Below are 17,040 nucleotides of genomic sequence, written 5' to 3' on the forward strand. Positions count from 1 at the left end.
CTATGCAGCTTGATCTTGAGCTGCTTGTTAGTTTCCTAACTTGATTAGGATAAAGATTTGAAGCTCAGATTTTGTCAAATATTAAGGCTATCCTGTACTTTTTAAAAGTACGTTGTGTATTAAAAACTTTACTCTCTGAGCATTATGAAATTAAGATTAGCTAAATTATCTGCTACATTTGTAGGGTTGGGTTTTGCAAGTATGGCGTTTGCAGATGCACCAACCATTAAATTCCGTGTTATCGAAACTACCGATCTTCACGCTTACTATACTTCATACGACTACTTTAAAGATGCCCCAGTGTTAAACTATGGTCTAACTCGTACGGCAACTTTAATTAAACAAGCTCGTGCTGAAGCAACTAACTACGTGCTAGTAGATAATGGAGATTTAATCCAAGGTGGTATGATTGGTAACTGGGCACTAAATGATAACTTTAAATCATTTAAAATTCACCCAGCCTATCAAGCGTTTCAATACTTACAATATGATGTATCTAACATAGGTAACCACGAGTTCAACTATGGCTTACCTTATTTACAAAAAGTTGTAGATACAGCACAAAAACTTGCTAAAGTTCCTGTTATCAATGCTAACGTTTATGACGCTAAAACAGGAGAAAACTACTATACGCCTTACATTATTCAGGAAAAAGAAGTAGTTGATACTGCAGGTAACAAACACACGATTAAAGTTGGTTATATTGGTTTTACTCCACCAGCAATTATGCAATGGGATGCTGATAAACTAACTGGTCATGTTACAGCTGCTCCAATTGTTGATACAGCTAAAAAATTCATTCCTGAAATGAAAGCTAAAGGAGCTGACATTATTATTGCTATTCCTCACTCAGGAATTGGTGTAGCTGCTCCGTCTAACTCTTTATTCCCGAACCAGGTTATTAACCTCACTAAAGTTCCTGATATAGATGCGGTAATGTTTGGGCACTCGCATGCTGTTTTCCCTTCGGAAGAATTCAAACACATTGCTGGAGCTGACATTAAACGTGGTCTAATCAATGGTGTTCCTTCAGTAATGCCAGGACGTTGGGGTGATCACTTAGGGATTGTAGATTTAGTTTTAGTGCAAGATGCTAATGGCAAATGGAAAGTTGATCCGCAACAATCTGTGGGCTTTACTCGTCCTATTTACGATAACCAAAAACGTCAAGCTCTTGTAGAAGAAGACAAAGGTTTAGTGCAAGTATTAGCTGATACCCACCAAAAAACACGTGAATATGCTAACTCACCAATTGGTCAATTAACCGATAACCTTTACGGTTACCTTGCTCTAACTCAAGATGACTATGCGGTTAAATTTGTTAACCAAATTCAGTTAGCTACTTTACAAAAATGGGTAGCAGACGAAGGTAAAGAGTTTGCGGGTTATAAACTTCTTTCAACTCAAGCTCCATTCAAATATGGTGAACGTCACAATGACGTAACTAACTTTGTTGCCGTAGATAATGGTACTTTCTCTTTACGTAACGTTTCAGATGTGTACGTTTATCCAAACATGTTCAATGTAGTTAAAGCTACAGGAGCTGATGTAAGAAACTGGTTAGAATGTGCAGCAGGACAATTTAATCAAATCTATACAGGTACAGATCAACGTCAAGATTTAATTAACTACCAAGGTTACCGTACTTACAACTTTGATGTATTCTACGGGGTAACTTACCAAATTGACGTTACCAAACCACAAAAATTCACTTCATCTTGTCGTCCAACTCGTACTGTAGGGGCTGGTCGTATTGTTAACCTCAGATACTTAGACGGTACTGAAGTTAAAGACACTGACCAAGTGTTAGTGGCAACTAACAACTTCCGTGCGAACGGTGGTCGTATGGCAGGTACAGGTCCAGAACATATTGTTTATGCAAGTTTATCAACTTCGCAAGAAATTATTATGGACTATGTAAGTGAAGTAGCAAAACAAGGCAAACCTGTATCTATTGATACTACGCCAAGCTGGTCATTTGTACCTATTCCAGATGGGGATAAGTTAAACGTAGTGATTTTCTCTGCTCCAGATGATAAAGCAGTACGTTGGACCTTACAAAACTCTGTATGGCCATTAACTAAATTAGGTTTAGATAGTGCTGGATTCCAAGAATACCGCATTGATCTTTCTAAATATCAACCTAATCTTCTTATCCAAAACCACAATAATAAATAATAAAATAACCTCCGAGCTTTAAGTTCGGAGGTATTTTTTTAGAATAAAATTAAGTCCTCGCAAAAGCGAGGACTTATTTGGTTCGAACTAAATTTCTCTTACCATGTAGTAATTAAACCTGTTGCCACAGCAAATCTATGTGCAGATAATTGTGTACCATAGTTTTTATAGTAGTCAGTATAAGATACTAACCCTTCAGCAAATACAGTAAAGTTAAAAGTACCTAATACTTTACTTGCTAAGTTATATGAAGTACCGAAGTAACCTTCATAAGCATTGTTAGCTCTTGTTGCTGCACCAGTCTTAGATTTGATTTCTGTATTAGCATATAGGAAACCAGTATAAGGAGTAAAAGCACCTACCCTATAGCTTAGGTCAATACCAGCACTCGTGTAACGAGTGCTGGTCGCCGCTGTTTCAGCTTTAGCCGTACTCACTTCCGCACGAACACGTAAATTACCTAATGGACGTAGATCAGCACCTAATTGGAAACCTTTAGTTGCATATTTATTTGTATAGCTTGCGTATACTTGTTTTTGTGCAGCTAAAAGTTGCACTTGACCTAGGTTACCTAATTGGTAAATTAAAGCACCAGATACTTCTGTATCGTAACGGCGTTTATTTTCACCATTTAGAGTTTGTTGACTACGCATGTCACCATAAGAAACAGAGGCACTTAGAGGTACATTAGCACTTAAATTAGGAGTAGTATAGTTAATTAAGCGATCTTGTGTATCTAAGTAAGCATAGGTAATAGCACGCTTTTGGTTACCTAAATAAAGAGTACTTGTACCAAAGTCACGTACGTCAGCAGAACCTTGAGCTGTAACATAATCACCTGTAGATAAAGCAAGAGTTAAACGACCATAGGTTTTACTATCTAAGTAAGTGTAGAAACGGTCGATTCGCACTGGCATTTTATTGTGTCTAGGTGAATAGGTTTTTGCCCCGTAAGAACGATCAGCATAAGTCCAAGTTACTCTATAAGCATGAGTACTTGAGAAAGTGTGAGTCGCTCGTAAATATGCTCCTGCAGTTAAGTCATCGTTAATGTACTGACGTAGAGTAAACATTAAACGCGTACGTAAACTCCATACTCCAGAGTCATTTTTTACATAGTTAGCTTCATTCTTAGTTTGATTATTTTGGTCAAGGTAACCTAAACGTACATGACCTGCAAAGCTTAGGCTTGATTTATTATCATTCCAAGAAAGAAGTCGCACAGCAGCCGAGCTAGTGCTTACCACAGCTGTTGCTAGGGCGAGAGAAATTAAAGTCTTCTTAAACATATAATTCAAAACAACAAACAAAAAAAAACAAAAAAATTAGAGAAAACTCCAAAAAACTTGGAGTTAACGGCTAAATAGCAATCATTACTATTTAGACAATATTAAGCATTATACCTATTTTATTGAGCTGAGAAAAAATAACTTTTATAGATAAATGACAGATCATTTATATTATTTAACTAAGTAAAGGATAATTAGGCAAGCTAAATTACTTCCTCAAGAAAAGATCTCGCCAAAAACCCTTACTTTAAGTAGGTCTTTTAAGATAGACAAGGGCATAATTGTTTATTTTAAGTACATAAAATTGAGTAATTATTTATTATTTTTTCAACAAAAAAATGAACCCTTAGTTACCTAAGAGTTCTATTTTTTTATTTTTTGCCACGTTTACGTGCCGAGCGACTTACTCGCATTACTTTATTTTTTGGGATAACAACTTTTTTAACTTTTCTCTCAGGTGCTTTTACCTCTGGTTCTGGTTCGCTAAATGGCACTGAGAAGTCGCCGTTAATTGTTTCTTTAAGGCTGTTTAAGTAATTTAAGTCTTCACCTAGATTGCGAGCATTTCTTTGTTGCTGGGCTTGCATATGCGAGAATAAAGCCTGCTCAAGATTTGGACGCCCTGCTGATTCTGGTTTAGTTTGTTTGGCTTCGAGAAGCTTGTCAATTTGCCCAAAACCTTCAGGAGTTGCTTTACCACGGAATTGGCGATCTTTTTGGCTTTGTGCTTTGGCAACAAGAGCAAGTTTATCTTGGTGAGCAAAAGTAGGAGTTAATAGCTCACTTAAAGACACTTTAATCTTGGCTTTAACATTTTTGAGAGCCCCAACACGATTTTGCGGTAAAACTTCACTTGCTAAAAAGTATTTTTCTTTATTACCTTTTTTACGCTGACTATAGTTAGCAAACGCATTTTTGTAAGCTTCTTTTAAGAACTCGAGTTGCTCTGGCGTGTATTTTTGCTCTCTTTGACGGATGCGTAAACTACGCATTGCTGTGTACTCATCCAGCACTTTAGCTACATTTTCTTGATAAGCTTGTACTTGCGGAGCATAGTCTTGGGCTAAATCTAAAGCTTGAGTTTGGCTTGTTTGCAGCGAAATCATTTTCTTAACAAACTCTTGTTGCTCTGAGTTGAGGTCTTCGGCAAGAACACTATGAGCATGTTGTAATACAACTGGAGCTAAAGCTTGGGCTTTAGGTTCAACAAAAGCAGGAACATACACCGAACCTTGTTCATCTCCATAGCTATCGATAAACACATCGAGAAGATCTGGTGAGTTATAGTCAATTGCTACATAGTCTGGTAACTCAGTGCAATTGGTATAGATATCCGCTAAATGATAAACATGGTTAGCAAAATAAAGAGGATCGTCTTTATTTTTAAGATAGCTATTGAGATCGATTACCGCATCAAGATTTAACTCAGGATCCTTGCTAGTAAAGGTTGGATTAATGCCTTGATTTGGGTCTTGTTGTTTTTCTCTTAATTCTTCCATGGTATGAAGAATACGAGCATAGGCTTTACGTAAAGAATCAACAATAAAGTTAAAGCTCTCTGGATAGTTTTGCTTTTGTTTATTAATTTGCTCTTGGAAAAATTCTTTTTGTTCTTCTCGACGTGGGAAACAAGCTAAAGTTCCTAAGTGTTTTACTGAACGAGCAAACTCATGTAAAGGTTTACCACTATTAGCAAATAAACGTCCAAGTTTATAGTAGTTTTCTGGAAGCCCTAGTTCTGGGTTATAAACATAGTGATCAACAATGTAGCTTAAACTACGCGTGTGTTGATCGGTAAGATCAAATCTAAAGAACCAGAATGGAGCTTGAGATTCAAGATCTATTTTAGCCAGACTAGCGTGATAGCATGCTCCTAAACCTAAACTAAAGGCAATGTAACTATAACTCGACATATATAGATCTAACAGATCTAAAATGCGTTGTTGGTTATAGATATTGTGTTCTTTGTGTAAGTAAGCAAACACAAACTTAAACATTGCACTAGTTAAAACAAATGGTGGGAACTTTTTATAGCGCTCTGGAGCTATTTGTTCAAAACCATTGTTAGGATCACGCATTTTTTCTGCCATATAGTCGATTTCATTTAGGTTAAGAGCTTCGACATTAGCAAAAGCGTTCTTAGTATCTATCTCGGTTAAATAGTAATCATAGTAGGTTACCATTTTCATGAGAATAATATGACGTAAATCGCGATCGTCGTTATTTGCTATTAATAAAGAAGCGTATAACGAGCTAAAAGTTAAAACTAATAACCCTGTGCTATAAGCTTTTTTACCCTCGGTATTAACTAAACGAAAAGCACGATTTGAATCATGGTTAAATGATTTTTCGCGCCCATGTTTTTGCGAGTTAATGGTTCGATTTAAATGGAAAATTGAATTTACTATAGGGTCATTAAAATTTAAGCGATTGGTAAAGTTTACCGTAAACTCTAATTCTATTAAAATTGCTCGGTAGAGATCCGGAGCATAATTCATTTTTTTGCTAAACTTCATCTATTTTGCACCTCTAAAAATTTAGCTTAAATGTAACCAGACATAGTTCATGCCTTGGCTCACATGGTCTAGCTAAATTCGATTACTTTGCATTCATAATACATCCTCTATATTTTATACTAAATCTCTAGCTCGCGTGAAATTTTCCTGCTAAAAAGCTAATTTTTAGTATTTTTTTTGCTTGTATACTCTAGTTGGACAAAGAAGATTAGTTAGCTTTTATACTAACTAGGCTTTTTGGTTTCTTTTAGTCGTGGTTATTTATGGTTTAGTGTTTATTTTTTTTTGTTTATTGTTTATTGTTTATTGCTGCAGCCTCAATTAAATCAACAACCAAATTAAATAACTTTTGCCCAACCAACAAAATACCACAACCTCAAAACTATCATTTGCAAGGTTAAAAATTGCTATCTTACTATCATTTGCAATAATTAACGGTAACAAGAGATTAAAATCAGAGTAAACTCCCTAACTATCATTTGATAATTGTAAAATAAAAGATGAGGTTAAGGTTGTAATATATTTCATTTGGTAGATAAAATTATCAGATTAACCTATCATTTGCTAATTTAGGCGAAAAAATAATAAAATTTTTCTATATTTTTGCATTTTATTCACAATTTAGATTTTTTATTGAGTATAATAAGCCTAAATTTATTATCCCTTGAGGAAAATAAACCATTTCCACTTTTACAAGATAAGAAAGGTTTATTAGCCCTAAATAACTCTCTAATAAACTCATAGGACTAATCCTTGGTTAATTTCTTTTGCCTATCCTTGAGATAGAGTCTAGGATATGTCCTTATTCCTTGGCTATATAGTTAGTATTCCTGGCTATATAGTTAGTATTCCTAACTATATAGTTTAAATACATGTGTCTACAATAGTTTTTATTGCCCACAACTTGATTGTGAAGCTGTGATAAATTATTTTAAAGAAACTTCTATACTTAACTAATTTACAAAAGACTAATCTTTCCAAGTGTTTAGTACTCTTTCTTATGTTTTAGATTAATAAGATTGAATATGAAAAAAACACTTTTAGCTTTAGTATTAGGAAGCATGGCAGCTTCTTCATTTGCTTACGTTAATTTATTTGCTTCAGCAGATGGTCGTTCTACGATCCAATTAGGGTTAGACTTACGTCTTCACTATATCTATGATGGTAAAGACCTTGATATTCGTAATGGGGCTACACAATCTCAAGATTGGGTAAATACTTTAGGTTTCCGTCCACGTGTTCAATTACGTGCTCGTGCATGGTTAAATCCAAGAACTAACATCGGTTTTGATTCGCGTATCGGTGCTAACTGGATTAACTCACACGCAGGTATGCAAAATGCTACAGCGTCTCGTACACAATACTACGGTACTATTAACTATGGTACTTACGATACACGTGCACAAGCTTTCCCTGAACGCTACACTTTAGAAAATGGTGTTACTAAACAAAAAACTCGTTCAATTACCAATCCACGTTTTGAACGTTTATATGTTTACTTTGAAAACTTTGACTTCGGTAGAATCACTATCGCTCCAGGTTTATCAAACATCCGTTCTCAAGAACAAGGGGCTGCAGATTATAACGATTTCGGTACTTCAACCAACGTTGTAACTACTCCATACTCAGCTTTATCTGATGTATACTTAACTTATGCAGACTGGACTGCTCGTTATGATCTAACTAGCGATCCTAACAAAAAATACCGTGTTGCAGTTTCAACATCTTGGAAACAAGGCGAAAGATACGTTGATGGTCGTAACAAATACGCGCGTGATATCCAAGCTTCATTTGGTTGGAAATTTGACCGCAATAACTCTATCTACTTAAACTTAGCTACAGCTCGTAGCATTAATGAAAGCACAACGGCATTCTTAGGTTACACAACTGCATGGGGTGCTGAAGTTTACTTAGACTTACGTCCAATTCCAGGCTACAGAGATTTACGCGTACGTACTAATGTTTCTGTGTTAAAACAACACGACTACAACCGTGACCAACCATCTCACAAAGCTTCGTTTGGTTTAGATGTACAACACAACAATACTTTTGTTAAAGGCTTAACAGTTTACGGTGGTTACATCAACAAATACACTAAATCTCACTACAACAGAAATACTGGTAACTACAGCCAAGTACAAGAATCAGCTACTTACTTAGGTACAGAATACTGGGTATTTGATTCATACGCTGGTGATGCATTTAGCTTAAAATACTTTGTTGAAGGTAACTACTACAAAGTTAGAAATACTACAGCTGCTTCAACTCGTGTAGTTAATAAACTAACAGACAAACAAGTAGCTACAGGCTTTAGATTATTCTACTAATCCTCTAAAACTGTTGAACCTTTCTTAACAAGAGAGCTGCAGTTAGAGTGATATTGACTTTTTTCATGTGTCTAGAAGCAACCTTAAATTCATTAAGGTTGCTTCTTTTCATTTTAGATCCTACCTCCGCGCAAGATGTTCGTTTTTTATCATTTTGTCTTTTTCTCCTTATCTTTCTTTTGCTTAAAAATCAACCTCTTAACAAAAGAACAGTAAAATAACTTTACTTTTTCCCGCCTATATTTATACACTAACTTATTGATTATTAATCATAATCTATTTTACTCTTTTTCTTACCTAAAAGTGTGAACTAGATCACAAAATGAAAAGTTTTTTACTTTTTTGCTAAAATATTTGCCTATAATATTTGCATGAGAATAACTTACGTTATTTACTCTATTGTATGTTGTTTTTTATAACTTTGGTTAAATCTTTCTTCTTATAATAATCTTTGTTGCAAAGTTAAAAACTGCCTACAAACCATATACAAATATAAATCTTTATTTACATTTACTCTCGTTTTATTTATTAAGGTGGCGTTGTTTGAACGCCACCTTTTTCTCTTTGTTTATAATTTCTCCTGTCTAACTTAGCAAGAATATATAATTCCCAACTTTAAAGTCCATAGACGTTAATTTTTCGGAGAAAAAATTTATTATTTTCCGAATATTACGGGCAAAAAAAGGATATAATAAAAACATATGGTTTTTATTTAATATTGCATTAAAAACCATAAAACTTCTTATGTCTGGAAAAAGAATTTTTTTGCTTTTTCCTCTGTCTCAACTCCATAACTAGAGAACTTTAAAGCGTATGAATTTAAGTGAAAATGAATTTGAAAAAAACGTAATCGACACTTTAACTAGTTTATACCCATATGGTTGGGATTTTTTAAACAGTAAACTTACCCGTGAAAGCGATTATGTATCTGAAGACAGGTTATTAAGAAACCTTAAAGAAATCATAGAAAGAAACAACCGTTCGATATTACTTCAATCAGGCTCGGCAAAACTTGACGACCAAGAATTCAAAGAAGTTATTAATGAGATTAGGGAATCTATCTACAACAAAGAAAATTCTAAAGGATTTGTGCCATTTAATGCGGCTGTCTTTTTACAAAGTAGTGGTAGACCTACCGAAGTCCAAATTACCCGTACAAGTGATCACAAAGAACATAAAATATCTTTAATTCTCTTTTCTTCGGATGAGAAAAAACCTCAAGGGTATAGAGACTACCAACCGACTTATCAAATTGCTCAACAAGTTCAAATTGGTAACTACCGTGCGGATTTAATGTTACTAATTGATGGTCTTCCTGTAGTTCTCTTTGAGAATAAAAGAAAAGATGTAGATATTAATGGAGCTTATAGTCAAGTTAAGCGTTATCTTAATGAAATCGATCAAAAACAACTAACAATTTTCTCTACAATTCAAGTTTGTGCAGTAGCTAAAGAAAATGAGTTAAGATACTTTGCTCGTCCAAATACTAACGAAGATATTGACAGAAAATATTGCTATCAATGGACCGAAAAAAATAAAGACATCAAAACCTTCGGTGATCTCCATTTAAAAAGAATTGATCTCGATAGTCAAAAGGAAATTCCGGCTTCATTTGAGGTTCCAGTAACTGACGTAACTTTAGTGTTAAAAAATCTATTTACCCCTCTAAATACACGTCATATGGTGACTAACCATATTATTACTGAAAAAGGTATCAGGCCTAGAATTATGCTCATGCGTAAATACCAAGCTAAGGCAGTAGATGAGTGCATTTCTCGAATTAACAAAATGCTAACCCATCTTGACGATGAGGGACACTTTACGCAAGTTGGTAGTGATATAGAGCCAATAGTGCAAAAAACTAAAACGGTAGTTAACCGCTTAGGTTATGTATGGCATACTACGGGAGCGGGGAAAACCGTAACCAGTTTTAAAATTGCTAACCTTATTGCCCGCAGTGAAAGTAAAATCCAAAAAGTAGTTTTTCTTGTTGATCGTATTGACTTAAGAAAACAAACTTATGATAACTTCAGTCGCTTTTTAACTTCGTCTGAAGACAGCCTTATAGTTATCGATAACTCAGAAGGAAGTGGTAGTAGAACCCTTGGGGAAGCTCTTGCAAGCAACCAAACAAATAATATTACTATTACTACTATTCAAACTTTACATAAGTTCCTTACTAGCTCTAACCCTGAGTATAAAGAGTTAGCCGATATAGCAGCCGAAAAAAATATTCTGTTTATTGTTGATGAAGCCCATCGTTCGACAAGCGGTGACTCTTTAAAAGAGATTCGTAATATTCTAAAATACACCGCATGGATTGGTTTTACTGGTACTCCGAATCTCGATGACTATAAACCAGAATATCTCGGAACTTACAAAAACACCGAGGCTATATTTGGTAAATTAGTACACTCATATACCATTTTACAAGCTATTTATGATAATAACGTGCTTGGTTTTGATGTGCACTTTACCCAAATAGATAACATTCAACAGGTTTTTGATCCAGAAAAAAATACTGACTTTGCTAACTTTGCGGCAAAAGAAAAATTTACTTTTGAGCCGTATGAAGATGAAAGTCCAGATGATTACAATAAGCGCTATAACGAAGTTACGGATAAATACCTTAACTTAAAACTCAAGCACGCAGAGCAAAGTCAAGTTGCTAAAAACTATATTAAAAGCATAGTTGCCTTTACGCTAGAAAACTGGAAGCTCTTTTCTAAAGAGCGTAAATTCAGTGGTATGTTAACTACCACTTCCATTAACATGGCTTATCACATTTTCTGTGAGTTTAGAGATCAACTTGCACAAATGAGTGAAGAAAGGAAAAAAGCTCTCTTTGTTGACAACCTGAAGTTTACGGCTATTTTTAGTGACAAAGTTGATAATAAAGGCGATGGCGATGACAAAGCCTACTTAAAAGAAATCAGAGAGCACTACCGTAATACTCTTGGCTTCAATGATAACTTCCATGAAAGTGATGCTATGGAACGTATCAAGCGCGTTAATCGTAAAGAAAAAGAGGATCCTAAAGAATATTTAGACTTAATTATTGTTGTTGACAAGCTTTTAACTGGGTTTGATGCACCAAAACTACACACTTTAATTGTTGATCGTATCTTAAGTGGCGCAAAACTAATTCAAGCTTACTCAAGAACTAACCGTCTTTCTAATTACAAACCTTACGGTAAGATCATTAATTTACGTGCACCACAACGTAATAAAGAAGAGTTCTTAGCAGCTATGAAAACCTACTCGGGACTTAGTGAAGATGATAAGTTTGATGCTAAGGTTATAATGCCTGAGCAGGATGAGCTGGTAATAAGAATTGCTAAACGCCAAGAAGATTTAGCAAGAGTTAATGCTGTATTTAGCAACTCTGAATCCCCGTTTAATCTCCCGTACATTCGTGAATATGGTTTAGCAGGTCTCGCAATTCCAGATCTAACTTCAACAGACGAAGGCTCTGAAAGCTATAAGTTATTAAAAGAGTTGCACTCTATTCTGAGAGATATTAATTACTTAACTCTGCAAGCTAAAGACCGTCCTTTAGAATATAATGCCGAGGGTAAACTTATTTCTGGTTATGATGAAAATGACCCTGATGCGTTTTATGAATCTCTAGGTCTTAAAGATAAAGAGACCTACCAAAAAGGTTATGTGGATCCTCAATCTCTCATTGGACAGCAATTAGCTAACTTTCGGGCAAGTAAAAAGTCAGAAAATCCTAATTCACCCTTTCTCGAAGAAGAAGAGGTAGAAGAAGATCAAATTGGCGATAATCTTTACCAATTAAATATTCTTGAAGAAGAAAATCTTCGTGTTACTAAACAAAAAGTTATAGAGTTTATCCATCAGTTTATTGATACTGGCTTAGCTACCACCCCAACGCGCGAAGCCTTTATTGAAACAACTCTAAAAACTTTAGAGACTCTAAAAACTATGGATTACTACGAGATAGCGTCTCACTTTAAAGCAGCCCTTGCGTGTGTTGAAAATGAACTCAATTCTTTATTTAACAGTAATAAAAATTTTGATGTAGAAGAACTGGAGAAACACTTCAAAGAGTTCTTCAAGAACGCGCAAAGCATTATCGAAGGCAATAATAGCGGAGATTCTCTCAATAGTATAGTTTTCGGTTTTCAGTTTGATGTCTTTATTGACAAAGTTAAAAGTAATCCTTCTACATATCCGTTTATCAACTTTGATGAACAAACTATAAAGACAATTGAAAAGTTTAGAAAAGAGGCTATTTATAATCTCAACAATCCTAATAGTGATGTAAGAACTTTCCGCCCTCGAATTTCATATTTTACTGATGAAATTAACAAAAGTAGAAGTCGATTTGTAATATTAAGCGACTCTGATCCTGTAAAAATCTTTGAAAACGACTTAAACAGAATCGTTACCGCAGCTTATCAAATTCCAGAAGCTTAAAGATGGTTTTTAGGATAAAAATAAAAGTCCAGCGAATTTTATATTTGCTGGACTTATTTTTTTCTCGCTAAAATGAACAAAAAAATTTACGAACCATAGTTTGGTTTTACTTACTTAAACATGAGAAAGAAAAAAGGAATTTTACTAAATAAACAGCTTATCTAGATAAAATTATTGTAATTTGGCTATTTTACTTAAGTTATAGGCTAGATAACAGGATAATATTAAAACAAAGTACTTACATTAACCATCCTAAAAATATTACGAGCTTAAAAGCAGTAAAGATAGAGTGTATCCGATAAGCTATAAGCAACATTAAAAAGAAAAAACAATACAAACCAAACACTACTAACTAAGAGAGTAAATTAAGTTTACAGTACGAATGATAAAGCATTGAAAATAAAAAACTTCTAACCTATAATTAATTATAAGAGAACATAAAAATAATCAATCTTGGCAAATAAAAAACAACACTAAAGTCCGTTGTTTTAGATATTAATTTAAATAACCTTAAACAAAATTAGGAGCACTGTTAATATATGAAAATTACGGAATCTCAATTTGAAAGTAACATTATAGAAACTTTAACTAGTTTACAGCCTCGTGCTTGGGAGTTTTTAAATAATAAGCTAAATAAAAAAAGCACTTATTTAACTGAAAATGATTTAAAAGAAAATCTTAAAGAAATCATTGAAAGAAACAACCGTACTATATTAATTAAATCTGGCTCGGCAGAACTTAAGGAACAAGAATTCAGAGAAATTCTTAATGAAATTGAGGAATCTATCTACAACAAAGAAAATTCTAAAGGATTTGTGCCATTTAATGCAGCAGTATTTTTACAAAGTAGTGGTAGAGCTACCGAAGTCAAAATTACCCGTAAAGGTGACGACGAAAATAAAAAAACGCCTTTAGTTCTATTTTCTCCAGAAGAGAAAAAACCTAATGGGTACAGAGACTACGAACCTACTTATCAAATTGCTCAACAAGTTCAAATTGGTAACTACCGTGCGGATTTAATGTTACTAATTGATGGCCTCCCAGTAGTTCTCTTTGAGAATAAAAGAGAAGATGTAGATATTAATAGAGCTTATAATCAAGTTAAGACTTATCTTAAGGAAATCGATAATAAACATCTAACCATTTTCTCTACAATTCAAGTATGCGTAGTAGCTAAAGAAAATTGGTTAAGATACTTTGCTCGTCCAAATAAAAACGATAAGATTGACAAAAATTATTGTTATCAATGGACTGAAAGAAGTAAAGATATCAAAAACCTCGGCGAGCACCAATTACAAAGAATAGATCTATATAGTCAAAAGGAAATTCCAGCTTCATTTGAGACTCCAGTAACTGACGTAACTTTAGTGCTAGAGAGACTATTTACTCCTCTAAATGTACGTAATATGGTGACTAACCATATTATTGCTGAAAAAGGTATCAAGCCTAGAATTATGCTCATGCGTAAGTACCAAGCTAAGGCAGTAGATGAGTGCATTTCTCGGATTAACAAAATGCTAACCCATCTTGACGATGATGGACACTTTACGCAAGTTGATAACGATATTAATCCAACTCTACAAAAAACTAAAACGGTAGTTAACCGCTTAGGTTATGTATGGCATACAACGGGAGCGGGGAAAACCGTAACTAGTTTTAAAATCGCTAACCTTATTGCTCGCAGTGAAAATAAAATCCAAAAAGTAGTTTTTCTTGTCGATCGTATTGACTTGAGAAAACAAACTCATAATAACTTCAGTCGCTTTTTAACGTCGTCTGAAAACAGCCTTATAGTTATAGATAATTCAATAGGAAGTGGCAGTGAAAGTGACAGTGAAAACACCAGTGAAAACACCAGTGAAAGTGGTAGTAAAAGTAGCAGTAAAGGTGGCAGTAAAAGTGGCAGTATAAAACTTGGGGAAGCTCTCGCAGACGACGAAAAAAATAATATTATTATTACTACTATTCAAACTTTACATAAGTTCCTTACTAGCTCTAACCCTAAGTATAAAGAGTTAATCGATAATGCGTCTGAAAAAAATATTCTGTTTATTGTTGATGAAGCCCATCGTTCGACAAGCGGTGACTCTTTAAAAGAGATTCGTAATATTCTAAAATACACCGCATGGATTGGTTTTACAGGTACTCCGAATCTCGATGACTATAAACAGGAAAATCAAGGAAAACATAAAAACACCGAGGCTATATTTGGTAACTTAATACACTCATATACCATTTTACAAGCTATTTATGATAGGAATGTGCTTGGTTTTGATGTGCATTTTACCCAAATAGAAGACATTAAACAGGTTTTTGATCCAGAAAAAAATACTGACTTTGCTAACTTTGCGGTAAAAGAAAAATTTTCTTTTAAGCCGTATGAAAATGAAAGTCCAGATGATTATACTAAGCGCTATAACGAATTTACGGACAAATACCTTAACTCAAAACTCAAAGAAGAACAAAGTCAAATTGCCAAAAACTATATAAAAAGCATAGTTGCCTTTACGCTTAAAAACTGGAAGCTCTTTTCTAAAGAGCGTAAATTCAGTAGTATGTTAACCACCTCTTCCATTAACATGGCTTATCACATTTTCTGTGAGTTTAGAGATCAACTTGCACAAATGAGTGAGGCAGAGAAAAAAGCTCTCTTTGTTGACAACCTGAAGTTTACGGCTATTTTTAGTAACACGGTTGATTATAAAGGCGATGGCGATGACAAAGCCTACTTAAAAGAAATCAGAGAACACTACCATAATACTCTTGGCTTCAATGAGAACTTCCATGAAAGTGATGCTATGGAACGTATCAAGCGCGTTAATCGTAAAGAAAAAGAGGATCCTAAAGAATATTTAGACTTAATTATTGTTGTTGACAAGCTTTTAACCGGGTTTGATGCACCAAAACTACATACTTTAATTGTTGATCGTGTCTTAAGTGGAGCAAAACTAATTCAAGCTTATTCAAGAACTAATCGTCTTTATAAGAGGATCAAACCTTTTGGTAAGATCATTAATTTACGTGCACCACAACGTAATAAAGAAGAGTTCTTAGCAGCTATGAAAACCTACTCGGGACTAAGTAAAGGAGATAAGTTTGATACTAAGGTTATCATGCCTGATCGAAAAAACCTGCGTAAAATAATTACTAAAAGGAAGATAGATTTAGTAAGAATTTTTAAAAAACATTTCAATTCTGAATCTCCGATTAATCTCAGTCACATTAGTAAATATGGTTTATCAAGACTCGAAATTCCAGATATAACTTCAATAGAAGAAGATGCTGACACATATAAGCACTTAAAAAGTGTGAACCGTATTCTGCAAGGCATTATTAAATTAACTCTGCAAGCTAAAGATAGTCCTTTAGAATATAATGCCAAGGGTAAACTTATTTCTGGTTATGATGAAAATGACCCTGATTCATTTTATAAACGTCTAGGTCTTAAGGATAAAGACACCTACCAAAAAGGTTATACGAAAGTTCATTCTATCATTAAACAGCAAATAGCTAACTATCGGGCAAGTCAAAAGTCAGAAAATCCTAATTCATCCTTTCTCGAAGAAGAGTTAGAAGTAGATCAAATTGGCGAAGCTCTTTACCAATTAAATATTCTTGAAGAAGAAAACCTTCGCGTTACTAAACAAAAAGTTATAGAGTTTATCCATCAGTTTATTGATGTTGGCTTAGCTACCACCCCAACGCGCGAAGCCTTTATTAAAACAACTCTAAAAACTTTAGAAACTCTAAAAACTATGGATTACTACACGGTAACGCCTCACTTTAGAGTTGCCCTTGCGTGTATTGAAAATGGACTCAATGATTTATTTAACAGTAATAAAAATTTTGATGTTGAAGAACTGGAGAATCACTTCAAAGAGTTCTTCAAGAACACGCAAAGCATAATCGAAGGCAATAGAAGCGTAGATTCCATCAAGAGTATAGTTTTCGATTTTCAGTTTGATGCCCTTATTGACAAAGTGAAAAGTGATCCTACTACATATTCGTTTATCAACTTTGATGAACAAACTATAGAGGTAATTGAAAAGTTTAAAGAAACTATAGTTTATAATCTCAACAATCCTAATAGTGATGTAAAATTTTTCAGCAATCAAATTAAACATTTTACTGATGAAATTAACACAAGTAGACGTTCATTTGCAATATATAGCGAATCAGATCCTGAAAAAATCTTTGAAAACGATTTAGAAAGAATCATTAATGAAGCTTATCGAATTCCAACCTCTTAAAGAATGTTTTTAGGATAAAAATAAAATTCCACCTAAT

6 protein-coding genes are annotated in these 17,040 nt (G+C 34.1%); 4 read left to right on the forward strand and 2 right to left on the reverse strand.

What is annotated here, in order from left to right:
* Positions 1 to 201 precede the first annotated feature (201 nt).
* Positions 202 to 2,178, forward strand: coding sequence for a bifunctional 2',3'-cyclic-nucleotide 2'-phosphodiesterase/3'-nucleotidase (locus CJP74_RS01175; RefSeq protein ID WP_222986822.1), 1,977 nt, complete (start codon positions 202 to 204; stop codon positions 2,176 to 2,178).
* Positions 2,179 to 2,276: 98 nt separating this feature from the next.
* Here the strand turns inward: CJP74_RS01175 and CJP74_RS01180 are convergent, their stop codons facing one another.
* Both CJP74_RS01180 and CJP74_RS01185 read right to left on the reverse strand, forming a co-directional pair.
* Entirely contained in the window at positions 2,277 to 3,467 is a 1,191-nt protein-coding gene (locus CJP74_RS01180) for a hypothetical protein (RefSeq protein WP_147397036.1), read from the reverse strand.
* A 371-nt stretch (positions 3,468 to 3,838) separates the two neighbouring features.
* Entirely contained in the window at positions 3,839 to 5,965 is a 2,127-nt protein-coding gene (locus CJP74_RS01185; protein ID WP_147397037.1) for a hypothetical protein, read from the reverse strand.
* Between the two features lie 1,043 nt (positions 5,966 to 7,008).
* Between CJP74_RS01185 and CJP74_RS01190 the strand changes: the two genes are divergently transcribed.
* The 3 genes from CJP74_RS01190 (at position 7,009) to CJP74_RS01200 (ending at position 17,003) form a co-directional block, all read left to right on the forward strand.
* Positions 7,009 to 8,310 (forward strand): hypothetical protein, encoded by a 1,302-nt coding sequence (locus CJP74_RS01190; protein ID WP_119496452.1) that lies wholly within the window; start codon positions 7,009 to 7,011, stop codon positions 8,308 to 8,310.
* Positions 8,311 to 9,123: 813 nt separating this feature from the next.
* Positions 9,124 to 12,753, forward strand: a complete 3,630-nt coding sequence (locus CJP74_RS01195; protein WP_119496453.1) for a DEAD/DEAH box helicase family protein — start codon at positions 9,124 to 9,126, stop codon at positions 12,751 to 12,753.
* A gap of 539 nt (positions 12,754 to 13,292) precedes the next feature.
* A complete protein-coding gene (locus CJP74_RS01200) occupies positions 13,293 to 17,003 on the forward strand; it encodes a DEAD/DEAH box helicase family protein (protein WP_119496454.1) in 3,711 nt (1,236 codons plus the stop codon).
* The last annotated feature ends 37 nt before the right edge of the window (positions 17,004 to 17,040 follow it).

The organism is Psittacicella melopsittaci, from assembly GCF_003585925.1.
Taxonomy (GTDB): Bacteria; Pseudomonadota; Gammaproteobacteria; order Enterobacterales; family Psittacicellaceae; genus Psittacicella; species Psittacicella melopsittaci.